General features: G+C 73.3%; 18 protein-coding genes. 17 read left to right on the top strand and 1 reads right to left on the bottom strand.

Features of this window, described 5'->3' with window-relative positions:
- The first annotated feature begins 62 nt into the window (after window positions 1-62).
- From ACWGH1_RS24185 to ACWGH1_RS24160, 6 genes are all read left to right on the top strand, one after another.
- Window positions 63-764, top strand: a complete 702-nt coding sequence (locus tag ACWGH1_RS24185; RefSeq protein ID WP_453351556.1) for a ScbR family autoregulator-binding transcription factor — start codon at window positions 63-65, stop codon at window positions 762-764.
- 104 nt (window positions 765-868) lie between these two features.
- Entirely contained in the window at window positions 869-1,531 is a 663-nt protein-coding gene (locus tag ACWGH1_RS24180; protein ID WP_453351555.1) for a ScbR family autoregulator-binding transcription factor, read from the top strand.
- A gap of 304 nt (window positions 1,532-1,835) precedes the next feature.
- On the top strand, window positions 1,836-2,669 hold the full coding sequence (locus ACWGH1_RS24175; RefSeq protein WP_453351554.1) for an AfsR/SARP family transcriptional regulator: 834 nt from the start codon (window positions 1,836-1,838) through the stop codon (window positions 2,667-2,669).
- A 143-nt stretch (window positions 2,670-2,812) separates the two neighbouring features.
- On the top strand, window positions 2,813-3,634 hold the full coding sequence (locus ACWGH1_RS24170) for an AfsR/SARP family transcriptional regulator (RefSeq protein ID WP_453351553.1): 822 nt from the start codon (window positions 2,813-2,815) through the stop codon (window positions 3,632-3,634).
- Between the two features lie 168 nt (window positions 3,635-3,802).
- Complete coding sequence (locus ACWGH1_RS24165) at window positions 3,803-4,066, top strand: acyl carrier protein (protein ID WP_453351552.1); 264 nt, start codon at window positions 3,803-3,805, stop codon at window positions 4,064-4,066.
- A gap of 85 nt (window positions 4,067-4,151) precedes the next feature.
- Window positions 4,152-5,123 (top strand): cyclase, encoded by a 972-nt coding sequence (locus ACWGH1_RS24160; RefSeq protein ID WP_453351551.1) that lies wholly within the window; start codon window positions 4,152-4,154, stop codon window positions 5,121-5,123.
- 70 nt (window positions 5,124-5,193) lie between these two features.
- Here the strand turns inward: ACWGH1_RS24160 and ACWGH1_RS24155 are convergent, their stop codons facing one another.
- Window positions 5,194-5,793: a ScbR family autoregulator-binding transcription factor gene (locus ACWGH1_RS24155; RefSeq protein WP_453351550.1), complete on the bottom strand. Its 600-nt coding sequence runs from the start codon at window positions 5,791-5,793 to the stop codon at window positions 5,194-5,196.
- 249 nt (window positions 5,794-6,042) lie between these two features.
- Here ACWGH1_RS24155 and ACWGH1_RS24150 point away from each other — a divergent pair, with 249 nt between their 5' ends.
- The 11 genes from ACWGH1_RS24150 to ACWGH1_RS24100 all read left to right on the top strand — a co-directional run bounded on the left by ACWGH1_RS24150 (window position 6,043) and on the right by ACWGH1_RS24100 (window position 17,629).
- Complete coding sequence (locus tag ACWGH1_RS24150; RefSeq protein ID WP_453351549.1) at window positions 6,043-6,813, top strand: response regulator transcription factor; 771 nt, start codon at window positions 6,043-6,045, stop codon at window positions 6,811-6,813.
- 52 nt (window positions 6,814-6,865) lie between these two features.
- Complete coding sequence (locus ACWGH1_RS24145; RefSeq protein ID WP_453351548.1) at window positions 6,866-7,702, top strand: hypothetical protein; 837 nt, start codon at window positions 6,866-6,868, stop codon at window positions 7,700-7,702.
- 203 nt (window positions 7,703-7,905) lie between these two features.
- Complete coding sequence (locus tag ACWGH1_RS24140; RefSeq protein ID WP_453351547.1) at window positions 7,906-9,375, top strand: FAD-dependent monooxygenase; 1,470 nt, start codon at window positions 7,906-7,908, stop codon at window positions 9,373-9,375.
- Window positions 9,376-9,446: 71 nt separating this feature from the next.
- A complete protein-coding gene (locus tag ACWGH1_RS24135) occupies window positions 9,447-10,112 on the top strand; it encodes a TetR/AcrR family transcriptional regulator C-terminal domain-containing protein (protein WP_453351546.1) in 666 nt (221 codons plus the stop codon).
- Window positions 10,113-10,141: 29 nt separating this feature from the next.
- Window positions 10,142-10,474, top strand: coding sequence for a TcmI family type II polyketide cyclase (locus ACWGH1_RS24130; protein ID WP_453351545.1), 333 nt, complete (start codon window positions 10,142-10,144; stop codon window positions 10,472-10,474).
- 37 nt (window positions 10,475-10,511) lie between these two features.
- Window positions 10,512-11,780 carry a beta-ketoacyl-[acyl-carrier-protein] synthase family protein gene (locus ACWGH1_RS24125; protein WP_453351544.1) on the top strand — a complete coding sequence of 423 codons (1,269 nt, stop codon included), beginning with the start codon at window positions 10,512-10,514 and terminating at the stop codon, window positions 11,778-11,780.
- On the top strand, window positions 11,777-12,994 hold the full coding sequence (locus tag ACWGH1_RS24120) for a ketosynthase chain-length factor (protein ID WP_453408994.1): 1,218 nt from the start codon (window positions 11,777-11,779) through the stop codon (window positions 12,992-12,994). The genes ACWGH1_RS24125 and ACWGH1_RS24120 overlap by 4 nt, the downstream gene beginning before the upstream one ends.
- Window positions 12,995-13,103: 109 nt before the next feature.
- Window positions 13,104-13,379 carry an acyl carrier protein gene (locus ACWGH1_RS24115; protein ID WP_453408993.1) on the top strand — a complete coding sequence of 92 codons (276 nt, stop codon included), beginning with the start codon at window positions 13,104-13,106 and terminating at the stop codon, window positions 13,377-13,379.
- A gap of 94 nt (window positions 13,380-13,473) precedes the next feature.
- On the top strand, window positions 13,474-14,259 hold the full coding sequence (gene fabG, locus ACWGH1_RS24110) for a 3-oxoacyl-ACP reductase FabG (protein WP_453356402.1): 786 nt from the start codon (window positions 13,474-13,476) through the stop codon (window positions 14,257-14,259).
- 44 nt (window positions 14,260-14,303) lie between these two features.
- On the top strand, window positions 14,304-15,251 hold the full coding sequence (locus ACWGH1_RS24105; protein WP_453356401.1) for an aromatase/cyclase: 948 nt from the start codon (window positions 14,304-14,306) through the stop codon (window positions 15,249-15,251).
- A 2-nt stretch (window positions 15,252-15,253) separates the two neighbouring features.
- Window positions 15,254-17,629, top strand: a complete 2,376-nt coding sequence (locus ACWGH1_RS24100) for an SDR family oxidoreductase (RefSeq protein WP_453356400.1) — start codon at window positions 15,254-15,256, stop codon at window positions 17,627-17,629.
- Window positions 17,630-17,722: the final 93 nt, after the last annotated feature.

Here is a 17,722-nt window from a genome sequence, read left to right as displayed (position 1 = left end):
GGAGAGGGGGATCTCCGTAGAGAGCCCCTTGGTCGGTTTTCCCACACACCATCGGAGGCATCGTGGCACGGCAAGAGCGTGCGGTCCGCACGCGGCGCGCAATCTTGGAGGCGGCGGCCGCCGTCTTCGACGAGCGGGGCTACGAGGCGGCGACGATCGCGGACATCCTCGCCCGGGCGGGCGTCACCAAGGGTGCGCTGTACTTCCACTTCTCCTCGAAGCAGGAACTGGCGCAGGGCGTACTCGACGAGCAGATGGCCGAAGGCGGTGTCCCCCCGCGCGAGAGCAAGCTCCAGGAACTCTTCGACGTCGGCATGGTGCTCGGCCACCGGATGCGGCGCCACCCCATGCTCAGTGCCGGCGCGCGGCTGTCCCTGGGGCCCGACATGCGGGAGATCTTCGGCGGCGGATCGGTGCCCGCCTGGATCGACGTCACCGAACAGCGGCTGGCGCAGGCGAAGGCCCAGGGCGAACTGCTCCCGCACGTGGAACCCGCGGAAGCCGCCTGGATCATCTCCGCCGGCTGGGCCGGCGTGCAGCTCTACTCCCAGACGCTGACCGGCCGGGCGGACCTCGAATACCGGGTGGCCTCGCTCTACCAGCACATCTACCCCAGCATCGCGACTCCCGCGGTGCTCGCCCGCCTGGACATGGCGGCCGACCGGGGGGACCGGGTCGTGGCGGAGATCCGGGAATTGGAACTGTCCCTCGGGGAAGAGGCGGAGGCGACGCAGGCCCCGGCCGTGGAAGCGGTGGTTCCCTGATCCGGCCGAGCCGGCCGGGCCGGAAGCCGGGCCGGCCGGCCCGGCCGCGATCACGATCCACACGTTCCCCGGGGCAAACCGCTGATACGGTTTGTGGAGATGCCATGGTGAAGCAGGAGCGCGCGGCCCGTACGCGCGAAAGTCTGGTCCGTGCCGCCGCAGAGGTGTTCGCGGAGGAGGGGTACGAGACCGCCTCCATCGCCAACATCAGCAGGCGGGCCGGAGTCAGCACGGGCGGGCTGCACTTCCACTTCGGGAGCAAGTCCGCCCTGGCCGACGCGGTGGTCGACCGGGCGGCGGAATCCCTGCGGAGGATCACCGTCTCCCGGCTCGCCGCGGGCAACTCCCTCCAGACCCTGATCGATTCGACCCACGAACTGGTCGCCGTGCTGGCCCGGGACGCCGTCGTCAGCGCGGCCTTCGGGCTGGTCGCGGGCAACGGCGCCCGTTCGGCGGTGGGCCGCGAGCGCGGCTGGGCGGTACGCCGGCAGTGGCAGCGCTGGGTCGAGGCCATGTTCCGGGAGGCGGCGGCCGAAGGGCTGCTGGCCGACGGGGTGTCGCCGCAGGATGCCGCCGCGGCCGTCGTGGCGGCGATCGTCGGCTTCGAGGTGCTCGGGGCCGACCGGCGCGAGTGGTCCTCGCGGTCCTCGCTCACCCGTTACTGGGGGCTGATGCTGCCCCAGTTGACGGCCCGGCACCGGCTCGGTGACGTGACGGCCGGCGGGTCGGGCGCGCCGTCCTCCGTCCGGTCCGCCCGCGCCTCCTGAGGCCTGCCCCGGTGCGCCTCCCCGCTCCCGTCGCCGGACCGTGACCGGACCACGCGGTCGGTTCCGGGGCACTTCCGCCTCCCCTCGGGCTTCGCCCCGAGGGGATTTTTTTGTGGGCCCCAGCGGTGCCGAGAGGCCTCCCGAAGGGAAGAGTCGCAGGTCGGAAGCCAGTTGAGGCAATTCAAGACACTGTCTCGAACGAAACAGTACGAACGGTCTGGTATTGACAAACCGGCGATGCTGTTTTTTCCTCATTCCAGTGGGACTCAAGGAAGCATCCAGGACCAAGCAGGGGGAGCACGTCGTGGACATCGAAGTACTGGGCGCACTGGCGGTACGGGAGAACGGCACATCCATCACCCCGACCGCCGCCAAGCCCCGGCAGGTCCTGGCGCTGCTCGCGCTGCACGCCGACCGGGTGGTCCCGGTGACCGCGCTGATCGAGGAGCTGTGGGGCGGCGAACCGCCGCGCAGCGCCCGCACCACCCTGCAGACGTACGTGCTCCAGCTGCGCACCCTCATCACCGCGGCACTGGAACAAGGCGGCGACCGTACCCGCACCGCCAAGGACGTCCTGCTCACGCTGCCCGGCGGCTACCAGCTGAACAGCGCCGGCGGCACCAGCGACGTCCGCGAGTTCGACCGGCTCGCGGGCCTCGGCTACCGGGCCATGGACGCCGGCGACCACCGCGGCGCGGCGCGGCTGCTGCGCGAGGCGCTGGCCCTGTGGTCCGGGCCCGCGTTCGCCGACGTGACGGGCGGCGTGCAGCTGGACATGGAGACCTGGCGGCTGGAGGAGACCCGGCTGTGCGCCCTCGACCGGCGCATCGAGGCGGACCTGCGGCTGGGCCGGCACCGGGAACTGCTCGCCGAACTGACCGTGCTGGCCAGCCGTTACCGCACCCACGAGAACCTGCACGGCCAGTTCATGCTCGCCCTGCACCGTTCCGGCCGCCGCGGCGAAGCGCTCACCGCCTACCAGCGGCTGCGCACCAACCTCGTCGAGGAACTGGGCATCGAACCCTCGGGCGCGCTGCGCGCGCTCCAGCGGTCGATCCTGCTGGCCGACCCCGAAGCCGCCGACGCGCAGGAGGAGACGGCGCGCCCGGCGCGCAAGCGGCTGGTCCCGGCGGGCTGACGGGCCGGCCCACCGCCCGCGGAGCGCCGCTCGACAGCGGCTCGAGATTTCGGGGACACCGCACACCGCGCCGCTACCGTGCTCGCGTCGAATGCTGACAGCCGTGAGCATCTCGACCCATTCCGGAGGGGAGACGGGAGACCGTGAAGATTCAGGTTCTGGGTCCGTTGAATGCCGAAGTCAACGGGGGATCGATCGTTCCTACGGCGGGCAAGCCGCGCCAGATCCTGGCGCTCCTCGCGCTCCACCCCGGCAAGGTGGCGCCGATCCCCACCCTCATGGAAGAGATCTGGGGCACCGAACCGCCGCAGAGCGCGCTCACCACGCTGCAGACGTACATCCTCCAGCTGCGCCGGCGCCTCGGGACGGCCATGGGTCCCGGCGGCCCCGGCTCGGCCAAGGACGTGCTCACCACCCGGCACGGCGGCTACTTGCTCCAGATCCCGCCCGAGAGCGTGGACGTCCACGCGTACGAGAGCCTCGTGGCCGGCGGCCAGAGCGCCTTCGAGGCCGGGGACGACGAGCGCGCGGCCGACCTGCTGCGCAAGGCGCTCGCACTGTGGGAGGGGCCGGCGCTGGTCGACGTACGGGTCGGACCGGTCCTGGAGATCGAGGTGCTGCGGCTGGCGGAGAGCCGGCTGGTGACCACCGAGCGGCGCATCGACGTGGACCTGCGACTGGGGCGGCACACCGAACTGCTCGCGGAACTCGCCGAACTGATGGCCCGGCACCCGCAGCACGAGGGCCTGCACTCCCAGGCCATGGTGGCGCTGTACCGGTCGGGCCGGCAGGCCACCGCGCTGGACGTCTACCGCCGGCTGCGCACCCGGCTCATCGACGACCTGGGCGTGGAGCCCTCGCACCAGCTCCAGCGCCTGCACCAGGCGATGCTGCGGGTGGACCCGGCCCTGGACGTGGTCGCGGGCCCGCGCCGCACTTCGACCTTCGACCTGTACGCGGCCTGACCCGCACGGCCGCCGCACGGCCGCCGCACGGGGCGGCGCTGCTCGAGCGGCGCCGCACGCGCGCTCAAGGAGGGTTTGAGCGCGCGCGGCCAGACTCTGCTCGGCCCGGCGCGCCGCGTCGGGCCGCGGGGGCGGCGGACCGCTCCCGCAGGAGGAGAAAGGTAGGCCATGGACCGGCTGGAGCTCACCGACCTGTCCCGCGTCCTGCGGTTCTGGGGAGGCGAGGAGGAAGGCGTCGTACTGGACGAGGACGCCCTCGACCTCTACTGGATGGAACTCGGCTACGACTGTCTCTCCGTCCTGCAGACCACCGGCTACATCGAGCGGAAGTTCGACATCCTGCTGGACGGTGAGCTGCTCGAACTGGCCGACACCCCGCGGCGCTACCTCGCCCTCGTCAACAGCGTGCTGGGCGCCCGCGCCGCCGTGTGATCCTCCAGCGGGACTCCGGCACGGCTCCGGCGGGATTCCGGCGGCGTCGGACATGGTCTGCGTCAAGCGTTGGAGGAGGTGTCCGATGTCTTTCGGGCGAGCACACCGGGTGTCGTGCGCGGTCGACGCCGCCGCCCCGGCCGGCGTCCTGTACGCACTGGTCGCCGACACCACCCACTGGCCGCTGTTCCTGCCGGACGCCCTGCACGTGGAGCCGCTGGACGCCGACGGCGACCGGGACCGGTTCTGCCTGTGGTCCGCCCCCGAGGACGGCGCCGTGGCGTCGTCGCGGTGGCGCCGGACCCTCGACGCGGGGGCGCTGCGGGCCGGCTTCCGCCAGGAGGATCCGCAGGCCCCGTTCACCTCCGTGACCGGCGTTCTGAGCGTCACGGAACTGGCGCCCGGCTGGTCGAGGCTGACGCTGGAGCAGGAGACGACCGTCTCGGGGGCCGGGACGGCGCGGACGGACCGGGCGCTCGCCGCCGCCGGACGGGGCGCCCGCGCCGCACTGGACGGACTCAGGGCGGCCGCCGAGCGCTGGACGGCGCTGGACGGGCTGCTGCTGACCTTCGAGGACCGCGTGCGGCTGCCCGGGCCCGACGAGCGGCTCCTGGACCTCCTGTACGGCGTGGGCTCCTGGACCGGCCGGGTCGCGGACGTCGTCCGCGCCGAGGCCACCGAGGAGCGGCCCGGCGTACAGCGCGCCGCCGTGGTCCGGATGAACGGCGACGGCCGCGCGTACACCACCGAGTCGGTACGGGTGTGCTTCCCGGCGGCCGGACGCATCGTCCACAAGCAGACCCGGCCGCACCCCTTGCTGGCCGCGCACACCGGCGAGTGGTCGGTGCTGCCCGAACCGGGGGCCGGGTGCACGGTGGTGTCCCGGCACACCGTCCTGCTGGACGGGCGCGCGGTGGAGCGGGTGCTGGGGCCGGGTACGGACCTGGCGTCGGCGCGCCGCCACGTCCGCGAGCTGCTCGGGCGCGAGAGCGCGGCGCTCCTCGGGCCGGCGCGGCAGTACGCGGGTGAGCCGGGCCGGGCGCTGCGTTCGGTGTGAACCCCGCCCCCGTCCGAGGCGGGGCTCGGGAAGCCGTTCGGAGCGCTCTCAGAGCGCCCGTGGAGATGCCTCAGAGGTCGAGTTCGCGCAGCGCCTCCGGGTCGGCCAGGCAGGGCAGGAGCACCTGCCAGAAGCCGGTCAGGGTACGCGGGGAGAGCCACTGGGGGTCGTCCCGGCCCAGTAGCTCGAAGCCGATGGTCGCCGCGACGACCATCGCGGCGGTGTGCCGCCGGCACAGGCCGGGCAGCAGCGTGTCCTCGGCGTCCGCCTCCTTGAGCAGCCGGCGGACGTAGGCGTGCCATTCCTCGCGCAGGTCGTACACGGTCGGGTACAGGGCCTCGTGGCCGAGCTGGAAGCCGGCCCGGGCCACCACGTCGGAGAGGAGCGCGTGGGCGAGGGCCAGCGAGCTGTCGGCTAGGGCCTGGAGGGCCGAGGTCCGGCGCGCGTAGACCTCGTGGGCCACCGTGCGCAGGCAGCCGGCCGCCGCGGATTCGACCGCGGCCGCCACCGCCGCCTTGTTCTCGAAGTGGAAGTGCAAGGCGCCCGGGGTCACTCCCGCTCCCGCGCTGATCATGTTCAGCGTCGCCTCCGCGTATCCGCGCCGTCCGAACACCGTGGCAGCCGACTTGATCAGCGCCTGGCGGGTCCGGAGGGCGCGCTCCTGTTTCATCACGCTTGCTCCTATGACAGTTACTCCCTTATTAAACCGTCTCGTTGGTATTGTCCAGCGGTTCGCGCTCCGGCAAGGTGAGTGGGTTATCGGGGAAGCCAGTGGAGTTCGCTGGTCTCCCCACCCCCTTTAACCCCTTTGTGGCGTGTCTCGGCAGGGTTTGAGGGGTAATCAGATCTTTGACAAACCGACGAAGCGGTTTGTATGTTCGTTGACGTTGACTCAACTGAGCTTGAGGACGGGGGGCAGATGAACCAGCGTTCCATGGCTGTACTGGAACCTCACACGGTCGCTGCGGGAGTGAACGGAGGGCACTCCCTGGCGGAGGGTCTGAGAACGCAGCCGAGCGGACCCGCCCAGTCGGCGCTGTGGCGCATTCTCATCGTCGAGAGCAACGCGGTCGAGGCCGAGACCCTGGCGCGCGGTCTGCGCCGCCACGGGCACGAGGTCGACATCGTCGCCACCGGCAGCGAGGCCCTGCGCAGCTACACCGACGCCGACCTCGTCCTGCTCGACCTGGAACTCCCGGACCTGGACGGGCTGGAGGTCTGCCGGGGGATCCGCGCAGCCCACGAGATCGCCGTGATCGCGGTGACCGCCCGGGGCAGCGAACTGGACCGCGTGCTCGGCCTGCAGGCCGGCGCGGACGACTACCTGGTCAAGCCGTACGGCTTCCGCGAACTGATGGCCCGGATGGAGGCGGTCATGCGCCGTGCGCGCCCGCCGCGCCCGATGGCCGCCGCCATCACCGCCGGACCGCTGCGGATCGACGCGGGGACCCGCGAGGTCACCTTGAACGGAGAGCCCGTCGAGACCACCCGCAAGGAGTTCGACATGCTCTACCTCCTGGCCTCCCACCCCGGCACCGTCATCCCGCGCAAACTCCTGATGGAGCGGGTCTGGGGCGACTCCTGGTCGCGCCGGACCGTCGACACGCACGTCAGCACGTTGCGCAACAAGATCGGCGCCGGCTGGATCATCACGGTCCGCGGCGTCGGGTTCCGGTTCGGCCAGGGCTGACCCCGGTCCGCGACAGGACACGGACCGGCGCACGAGCAGAAGGGGGAACGACATGACGGTGACGGCTCTGTGCCACGGCGAGGGCTGCCGCGGCGGCGGCACCCGGCGGCGCACGTCCGCGGGCACCCGGCTGTGCCGCCGGTGCCGGGACCACTTCACCGCGGGGCTCGCCGAACTGGCGCACCTGCACGCCGAATGCGGCCGGATCCTCGGCGGCGGCGCCCCCGGCAGCCTGCGCGAGCGCACCACCGGCGGTGACCTGCCGGGCCTGCCGTTCAACGCCGCCGCCGCCGACGTACGGGCCCGCATCGTCTCCGTCCTCGGATCGTGGAGCGGCCTGGTCGCCCAGCAGCGCGGACTCGCCGCGCCGCCCCGTACCGCTCCCGCCCTCACCGCCTTCCTGCTGCGCCACACCGACTGGCTCGCGGCGCATCCGGCCGCAGCCGAGGCCAGCGAGGAAATCGCCCGCCTGGTACGGGCCGGGCGCCGCGCGGCCTTCCCCGACCCCGCCCGCAGCATCCGGCTGGGCGCCTGCCCCGAGCCCGGCTGCGCCGGAGCCCTCGCCTTCGCCGGCCGGGCGGGGGAGCGGGCCGCCGGTCCCGCGATCGCGTGCGACACCGATCCGGGGCACCGCTGGACCAGCGACCGGTGGAGCGAGCTGAGCGACTCCATGGACTCCGCGCGGCCGGCGGACGAAGGCGCCGCCGCGCCGGTCACCGAACGCTGGCTGGCCGGGGCCGACATCGCGCAGCTGTGGCAGGTGCCCATGGGCACCGTCTACCGGCTGGCGAGCGAGGAGCGGTGGCGCCGCCGCAACCGGGCCGGGCGCACGTACTACAACGAGAACGACGTCCGTTCCTGCTTCAGCCGCCGCGCCGCGCGCCGCTGACCACACCGCCCGCGCAGGGGTCCGGGGCCGTGCCCCTGACCTGTCCTTGACGTGCTCTTGGCCGTCCGCCAAGGCTGTGGACCGGCTCTTGTGGAACCTGACCGAGTCCTGAATCCACCGCCATTGAATGCCCGTTCGCATCCGAAGAACCTTGTAGTCAAGATCCGGTGCACTGTCTCCGGAGGCGAATTCAAGGAGACGTGATGGACGCACCGGTCATCGTCGTCGGCGCGGGACCCACGGGAATGATGCTCGCCGGCGAACTGCGCCTCGCGGGAGTCCACGTCGTCGTGCTGGAACGGCTGGAACGGCGTACGGGGGAGTCGCGCGGCCTCGGCTTCACCGCCCGCACCCTGGAGACCTTCGACCAGCGCGGCCTCCTGGCCCGCTTCGGCGAGCTCGAGACCAGCACGCTCGGCCACTTCGGCGGCCTGCCCCTGGACTTCGGCGTGCTCGGGGAAACCACCTGCCGCGCCGCCAAGGCGGTGCCGCAGTCCCTCACCGAGACCCGCCTGGAGGAATGGGCCACCGGCCTGGGGGCCGACCTCCGGCGCGGTCACGAGGTGCTCTCGGTGCGCGACGACGGCGACGGCGTCGAGGTGGGGGTGCGCGGCCCCGGCGGGACGCACACCCTGCGCGCCGGCTACCTGGTGGGCTGCGACGGCGGGCGCAGCACCGTGCGCAAGGCGGCCGGGTTCGACTTCCCCGGCACGGCCGCCACGATGGAGATGTACCTCGCCGACATCAAGGGCGTCGACCTCAAGCCCCGCATGATCGGCGAGAGTCTGCCGGGCGGCATGGTGATGGTGGGCCCGCTGCCCGGCGGCGTCACCCGGATCATCGTCTGCGAACGCGGCACACCGCCGCGCCGGCGTGAGGGCCCGCCGCCCTTCGAGGAGGTCGCCGCAGCCTGGCAGCGGCTGACCGGCGACGACATATCCGCCGCCGAGCCGGTGTGGGTCAGCGCCTTCGGCGACGCGGCCCGGCAGGCCACCGAGTACCGGCGCGGGCGGGTGCTGCTGGCCGGCGACGCGGCCCACATCCACCTTCCGGCCGGCGGCCAGGGCATGAACACCGGCATCCAGGACGCCGTCAACCTGGGCTGGAAGCTCGCCGCCGAGGTACGCGGCCACGCCCCGCCGGCCCTGCTCGACACCTACCACGGCGAGCGGCACCCGGTCGGCCGCCGGCTGCTGATGAACACCCGCGCCCAGGGACTGCTGTTCCTCAGCGGCGCCGAGGTGCAGCCGCTGCGCGACACGCTCGGGGAACTGATGGCGTACGAGGACGTGGCGCGCCACCTCGCCGCCATGGTGAGCGGCCTGGAGATCAGCTACGACGTCGGCAGGGGCAGCCACCCGCTGCTGGGCCGGCGCATGCCGCGCCTGGAGCTGGCCGGCCCGGGCGCCGCGGCCTCCAGCACGGAACTGCTGCACCCCGCCCGCGGTGTGCTCCTCGACCTCGCGGACAACGCGCGGCTGCGGCAGCGGGCCGCGCCCTGGGCCGACCGGGTCGACATCGTCACCGCGAAGCCGCGGGGGGTGCCGGCGGACGCGGAACTGCGCGACACCACGGCCCTGCTGATCCGGCCCGACGGCTACGTGGCCTGGGCAGCGCCCGGCAGCCACCACGACCTGCCCATGACGCTGGAGCGCTGGTTCGGCACTCCCTGACGCGCCCCGCACCATTTGCCGGCCGGCGGACCCGCCGGCCGGTCGAGCACGTCACGAGGAGGAACCCGGACATGCCCCTGCCGCGAGCGACGTCGGCCACCCTTGAGCGCACCTCCCGGCCGCCGGACGAAGCGGCCGACGAGCGTCGCTCCATCGTCCGGGCGGCCCGCACCGTACTGGCCCGCGAGGGCTGGAGACGCTGCACCGCCGAGGCGACGGCCGTCGAGGCGGGCGTCCCGGCGGACACCGTGCGGCGCTGCTTCCCCGACCACGAGCAGCTGCTGGTGGGTGTGCTGCTGGACAGCTCCGGCTCGGTGGCGGCCGCGCTCGCGGCGGTCGCCGAGAGCTGCCCGGCGGAGATCACCGACCTGGAGCAGGACCTCATCGCGCTGGGCCGGGCCTGGCTGGCGCCGCTGGAGGCCTTCCGCGAGCACTTCGCCATCGTCCGCCACGTCAGCGCCGAGGTGGCCCGGCTGCCGGCCGAAGCCGTCGAGAAGTGGCAGGCGGCCGGCCCCCGCCAGGCCCGTCGGGCGCTGGCCCGCAGGCTCCGGGGCGTCGCGGCCCGCGGGCTGCTCGACATCCCCGACGCCGACCAGGCGGCGGAACGTTTCATCCTGCTGGTCCCCTCCGGCGTGGTCCAGCGTTCCTTCCTCGGCGCCCTGCCCGTGCCGCGCGCCGAGGCCGACGCGCTGATCGCCGACGGCGTCGCGGACTTCATCCGGCTGTACCACCCCTGACCCCCCGACGCACGGAAGAGAGAGACCAGATGACGCACAGCAACCTGATCGTGGCCCGGATGGACAGCATGTCGAGCGATCAAGTGGCCCGCCTGTTCGCCGAGTTCGACAAGACCGACATGCCCGAGCGGATGGGCACCCTGCGCCGCCGGCTGTTCATGTACAAGGGCCTCTACTTCCACCTCCAGGACTTCGCCGAGGACGACGGCGGCCAGCGCATCCAGGAATCCCGCAACGACCCCCGCTTCATGAAGATCAGCCATGACCTGCTGCCGTTCATCCAGCCGTACGACCCGGCGACCTGGCGCACCCCGGCCGACGCCATGGCCACCCGCTTCTACGACTGGACGGCGTCGGAGTGAACCGCCGCCACGCCGACACGAGGGGAGGGCCGTACCGGTGGCTCGCCGGGTAGTGATCACGGGGGTCGGAGTGCTGGCGCCGGGAGGCACCGGCACCGGCGCCTTCTGGCGCCTGCTGAGCGCAGGGCGCACCGCGACGCGGCAGATCACCCTCTTCGACGCCTCGGGGTTCCGCTCCCGGGTGGCGGCCGAGGCCGACTTCGACCCGCGGGCGCACGGGCTGACGCCGCGGGAGATCTGCCGGATGGACCGCGCCGCCCAGTTCGCCGTGGTGGCGGCGCGCGAGGCGTTCGCCGACAGCGGGCTGGCCCTCACCGGGCTCGACCCGCACCGCACCGGTGTCAGCCTGGGCACCGGCGTCGGCGCCCCGGGCGCGCTCGACCGCGAGTACCGCGCCGTGAGCCACGACGGCCGGCTCGGCGTGGTCGACCACACCTACGCCTCGCCCGGCCTCTACGACCACTTCGTGCCGAGCTCCTTCGCCGCCGAGGTGGCCTGGGCCGTCGGCGCGGAGGGCCCCGTGACCACGGTCTCCACCGGCTGCACCTCGGGGATCGACTCGGTCGCGCACGCCGCGGACCTGATCCGCGAGGGCAGCGCCGACGTCATGGTCACCGGCGCCACGGACGCGCCGATCACCCCGATCACCCTGGCCTGCTTCGACGCCATCAAGGCGACGACCACGTACAACGACGAACCGGGCACCGCCTCCCGCCCCTTCGACGCCTCCCGCAAGGGTTTCGTCCTCGGCGAGGGCGCCGCGGTGTTCGTCCTGGAGGAACTGGCGGCCGCCCGGCGGCGCGGCGCGCACGTCTACGCCGAGATCGCCGGACACGCCGCCCGGTCCAGCGCCTTCCACATGACCGGCCTGCGCCCCGACGGGCGCGAGCTGGCGGAAGCCGTCACGGTCGCCCTGCACGCGGCGGGCCTGCACCCCGCCGACGTCGACTACGTCAGCGCCCACGGCTCCGGCACCCGGCAGAACGACCTGCACGAGACGGCCGCCTACAAGCTGGCCCTCGGCGACCACGCCTACCGGATCCCGATGAGCTCCATCAAGTCGATGATCGGGCACTCGCTCGGATCGGTCGGCTCGATGGAGATCGCCGCCTCGGTCCTCGCGATGCGGCACCACGTGGTGCCGCCCACCGCGAACCTGCGCACCCCCGACCCCGAGTGCGACCTCGACTACGTCCCGCTCCGCGCGCGGCAGCACCGTACGGACGCCGTCCTCACCGTGGGCAGCGGATTCGGCGGTTTCCACAGCGCGATGGTGCTGACCCGCCCCGACAGGAGGACCGCATGAGTGCCAGGACCCTGGTCACCGGCATCGGGGTGGCCGCCCCCAGCGGGCTCGGCGTGGAGGACTTCTGGGCGGCGACCCGGATCGGCAAGAACGCGATCGGCCCCGTCACCCGCTTCGACGCCGCCTCCTACCCCTCCCGGCTGGCGGGCGAGATCCACGGCTTCGACGCCAAGGAGCACCTGCCGGGACGGCTCGTACCGCAGACCGACCGGGTCACCCAGCTGGCCCTGGCCGCTGCCGACCACGCCTTCGCCGACGCGGGAGTGGCGTCGGGGGACATCGACCCGTACCGCATGGGCGTGGTCACCGCGGCCGGCTCCGGCGGCGTCGAGTTCGGCGGCAACGAACTGCGCAAGCTCTGGAGCCAGGGCGCCAACCACGTCAGCGCCTACCAGTCCTTCGCCTGGTTCTACGCCGCCAACAGCGGACAGATCTCCATCCGCCACGGCCTGTACGGGCCCTGCGGCGTCGTCGTCAGCGACCACGCCGGCGGCCTCGACGCCCTCGCGCACGCCCGGCGCCAGATCCGCGCGGGCGGCAGACTGACCGCCGCCGGCGGATTCGACGCCCCGGTCTCCTCCTGGGGCTGGGCGGCCCAGCTCGCCGGCGGCCTGATGTCCGCCGGCACCGAACCGGAGCGCGCCTACCTGCCCTTCGACGAAGCCGCGACCGGCTACGTACCGGGGGAGGGCGGCGCCCTGCTCGTCCTGGAGGACGAGGACAGCGCCCGCGCCCGCGGCGCCCGCACCGTCTACGGCGAGCTCGCCGGATACGGGGCGACCTTCGACCCCCGGCCCGGCAGCGGACGCGAGCCGGGCCTGCGCCGGGCCATCGACACGGCGCTCACCGACGCCGGCTGCCACCCCGCCGAGGTCGACGTGGTCTTCGCCGACGCCGCGGGCACCAAACGGCTCGACCGCGAGGAGGCCGAGGCCATCACCGGCGTGTTCGGCCCGCGCGGCGTGCCCGTCACGGCCCCCAAGACGACGACCGGACGGCTGGGCGCGGGCGCCGCGCCGGTGGACGTCGTCTCGGCGGTGCTCGCCATGCGGGAGGGCCTGATTCCGCCGACCACCAATGTGGAGCTGTCGCCCGCCTACGACCTCGACCTGGTCGCCGTACGCCCGAGGACCGCCTCGGTGCGCACCGCCGTGGTCCTCGCCCGCGGCCGCGGCGGCTTCAACTCCGCGGTGGTCGTCCGCGCCGTCGACTGACGGCCCCCAGCCGGCGCCCGCCGCCGTCACCTCCCCCTGACGGCGCCGGGCGCCTTCCCCGCCACCCCGCCGGATCCGCCGGATGCGGCCACCCACGAAGGGACCCACCTTGTCCAAGACCGAGTTCACCATCGACGACCTCAAGCGCATCCTCCTGGACGGCGCCGGCGCCGACGAGGAGATCGACCTCGACGGCGACATCCTCGACACCGACTTCGAGTCCCTGGGCTACGAGTCGCTGGCACTGCTGGAGACCGGCGGCCGGATCGAGCGCGAGTTCGCGATCACCCTGGACGACGACGTGTTCGCCGACAACAGCACGCCCCGCGCGCTGATCGCGACCGTCAACGAGAGCCTTCGGGCCGCGGCGCTCGTCGACGCGTAGACAGATCGCCTCCGCGGCGGCCGACCGCCTCCGTACCGGCGGCGGCCGCCGCCCCCACCCGGATTTGACCCAGCTTCCCTTGGAGAACAGACACATGTCGGATCAGGACCGGAAGGTCGCCGTCGTCACCGGTGCCACCAGCGGGATCGGCCTGGCCGTCGCCCGGCTGCTGGCCGCCCAGGACCACCGGGTGTTCATCGGTGCCCGCAGCGCCGACAACGTCGCCGCGACCGTCAAGCAGCTCCAGGACGAGGGCCTCGACGTCTCCGGGGCCGTGGTCGACGTCCGCTCCACCGACGAGGTCCGCGCCTGGATCCAGGCCGCCGTCGACCGCTTCGGCCCCATCGACGTCGTCGTCAACAACGCCGGCCGCTCCGGCGGCGGCGTCACCGCCGACATCGACGACGAGCTGTGGCACGACGTCATCGACACCAACCTCAACAGCGTCTTCCGGGTCACCCGCGAGGCGCTGACCACCGGCGGCCTGCGCGAGAAGAACCGCGGCCGCATCATCAACATCGCCTCCACCGCCGGCAAGCAGGGCGTCGTGCTCGGTGCCCCCTACTCCGCCTCCAAACACGGCGTGGTCGGCTTCACCAAGGCGCTCGGCAACGAACTCGCCCCCACCGGGATCACCGTCAACGCCGTGTGCCCGGGGTACGTGGAGACGCCGATGGCGCAGCGCGTGCGGCAGGGGTACGCCGCCGCCTACGGCTCCACCGAGGCCGCCATCCTCGAGAAGTTCCAGGCCAAGATCCCCCTCGGCCGGTACTCCACCCCCGAGGAAGTCGCCGGTCTCGTCGGCTACCTGGCCTCCGACACCGCCGCCTCCATCACCTCGCAGGCCCTCAACGTCTGCGGCGGCCTCGGCAACTTCTGATCCCGCACCGCCCCAACCGGCCCGAGCCCCAAGGAGCCACCAGCATGTCGCAGCCCGGCCTGCGCGAAGTCGAGCACGAGATCACGGTCTCGGCCCCGGCCACCGCCGTCTACCGCTTGATCGCCGAGGTCCGGAACTGGCCCCGGATCTTCCCTCCGACCATCTACGTCGACCACATCGCCGAAGGCGTGGGCGAGGAGCACATCCGCATCTGGGCCACCGCCAACGGCGAGGCCAAGAACTGGACCTCCCGCCGCACCCTGGACCCCGAGGCCCTGCGCATCACCTTCCGCCAGGAACTCCCGGCCCCGCCGGTCGCCGCGATGGGCGGCGCCTGGGTGATCGAGGCGCTGTCCGCCGACGAGTCGCGGGTCAGGCTGCTGCACGACTACCGGGCCGTGGACGACGACCCCGCCCGCCTCGCGTGGATCGACGAGGCCGTCGACCGCAACTCCCGCTCCGAACTCGCGGCGCTGAAGACCAACCTGGAGCTGGCCCACGCCGCCGAGGAGCTGACGTTCTCCTTCGAGGACACGGTCCAGGTCGACGGCTCGGCGAAGGACGTCTACGACTTCGTCAACGAGGCCGGCCGGTGGCCCGAAAGGCTGCCGCACGTGGCGACCGTACGGCTGACCGAGGACACCCCAGGACTCCAGGAACTGGAGATGGACACCCGCGCGAAGGACGGGTCGCTGCACACCACCAAGTCCTACCGGGTCACCTTCCCGCACACCCGGATCGCCTACAAGCAGACCGCCCTCCCGGCCCTGATGACCCTGCACACCGGGTACTGGACCTTCACCGAGAACGCCGCGGGCGTGGCCGCGTCCTCGCAGCACACGGTGACCCTGAACACCGCGAACATCGCCGCGGTGCTCGGCGAGGGGGCCAGGGTCGAGGACGCCCGGCAGTACGTGCGCACGGCGCTGAGCACCAACAGCCTGGCCACGCTGGGCCATGCGAAGGCCCACGCCGAGAAGAACAGGGACTGATCATGGCTGGGGACTACACCGACACCCAGGTGATCGTGGTGGGCGCGGGACCGGTGGGGCTGCTGCTCGCCGGGGAGCTGCGGCTGGCGGGCGCGGACGTGGTGGTCCTCGAAAAGCTCACCGCGCCGACCACCGAATCGCGGGCCTCCACCCTGCACGCCCGCACCATGGAGATCCTCGACACCCGCGGCCTGCTGGACCGGCTGGACCCGCTGGACGAGATCCCGCACGACCTCGCCGGCCACTTCGGCGGGATCCCCCTCGACCTCCGCCTCCCCTCGCCCTACCCGGGCCAGTGGAAGGTCCCGCAGACCCGCCTGGAGGAAGTGCTCGCGGCGTGGGCGGCCGGCCTCGGCGCCGACATCTGGCGCGGGCACGAACTGACCGGGCTGACCGCCACCGCGGACGGGGTCGTCGCCGACGTGCGCACCGACGACGGGACGCGGCTCACCGTACGGGGCGCGTACGCGGTCGGCTGCGACGGCGAGAACAGCGCCGTGCGCCGGCTGGGCGGCTTCGCGTTCCCCGGCACCGACGCCGGCCGGGAACTGCTGCGCGCCGACGTCGCGGGCATCGACATCCCCGCCCGCCGCTTCGAACGCCTGGAGCAGGGCCTCGTCATCGCCGCCCGGCGCCCCGACGGGATCACCCGCGTCATGGTGCACGAGTTCGGGACCGCGCCGCGCGCCGGACGGCCCACCTTCCAGGAGGTCGCCGACACCTGGAAGCGCATCACCGGCGAGGACATCGGCTCCGGCACCCCGCAGTGGGTCAACTCCTTCGGCGACGCCTCCCGGCAGGCGGCGCAGTACCGCCGCGGCCGGCTCCTGCTCGCCGGGGACGCCGCGCACCAGCAGCTGCCCGTCGGGGGCCAGGCCCTCAACCTCGGCCTCCAGGACGCCTTCAACCTCGGCTGGAAGCTCGCCGCGCTGCTGGCCGGACACGGCAGCGAGGCACTGCTCGACAGCTACCACGAGGAACGGCACGCCGTCGGACAGGCCGTCCAGAGCAACGTCAGGACCCAGGCGCTGCTGCTGCTCGGCGGCCCCGAGGTCGACGCCGTCCGGGAGGTCTTCGCGGAACTCACCGGACACGAGGACGTACGCACCCACCTCGCCGGAGCCGTCAGCGGCCTCGACGTGCGCTACGGGGCGGGGCCCGGCGGCGGTGCGCTGCCGGGGCTGCGCGCCCCGCAGGCCGGCGCGGTCTGCGGCGACGGCCCGACCACCACCTTCGAGCTGCTGCGCCCGGGGCAGGGGCTGCTGCTCCTCCCGCCGGGCGACGAGGCCCGCCGGGAGCAGCTGCGCGCCGCGGCGCGGCCCTGGGCGGACCGGGTGCGCCTCGCCACGGCCACCCCCGACCCCGGCGCGGCCGGTGCCGGCGGCGCGCTGCTGATCCGGCCGGACGGCTACGTCGGCTGGTCGGACGGCGCCGGCGAAGCGGGCCTCACGGCCGCCTTGGAACGGTGGTTCGGGCCCGCGCAGCCCCGTACCGCCCGCCCGGCCGCCGACCGGGCACACCTGCCCGCGCCGTCGGCGGCGCCATCGGAGCCGGTGCCGTCACGGGCGACGGCGACGGCGACGGCGGCGGCGGCGGTGACGAAGCGGAGGAACGGCACGGAACGGCTCACCGGCCGCACCGCGCTGGTCACCGGGTCCAGCCGGGGCATGGGCCGCGCGGTCGCGGCGCGGCTCGCGCAGGAGGGCGCCCTCGTCGCCGTCCACTACGCCACCGAGGAGGCGGCCGCCCACGAGGTCGTCGCCTCGGTCGAGCGGGACGGCGGCCGCGCCTTCGCGATCCGCGCCGAACTCGGCGTCGACGGGGACGTCGAGGGCCTCTTCGCCGGCCTGGAGGAGGGGCTGCTGGACCGCACGGGCAGCACCGACCTGCACGTCCTGGTCAACAACGCGGGGGTGATGGGCGGCACCAGCGCCGCCGAGATCACCCCCGAGCACTTCGACCGGATCTTCGCGGTCAACGCCAAGGCCCCGTTCTTCCTGATCCGGCGGGCGCTGCGGAACATGCCCGACGGCGGCCGGATCATCAACATCTCCTCCGGCCTGACCCGGTTCGCGAACCCGGAGGAGATCGCGTACGCGATGAGCAAGGGCGCACTCGAACAGCTCGCCCTGCACTTCGCGAAGTCCCTGGGCCCGCGGAACATCACCATCAACTCCGTGGCCCCCGGCATCACCCGCAACGGAAACCCGGTGTTCGACATCCCCGAGGCAGTCGAACAGATGGCGGCGCTGTCCGCCTTCAACCGGGTCGGAGAGCCGGAGGACATCGCCGATGTGGTGGCTTTCCTCGCGACCGACGAAGCCCGCTGGATCACCGGGTCGTTCGTCGACGCCACCGGCGGAACGCTGCTCGGCTGACCACCGCCGCGTACCGCCTCCCAGGACCGCCGGCGTGAAACACCCACGCCACGCCGGCGACGGGCGGCCCGGCCGGGGAACCCTCCCCGGCCG

This window comes from Streptomyces sp. NPDC054883, from assembly GCF_053610645.1.
This window is presented reverse-complemented; position numbering and strand designations above follow the sequence as displayed.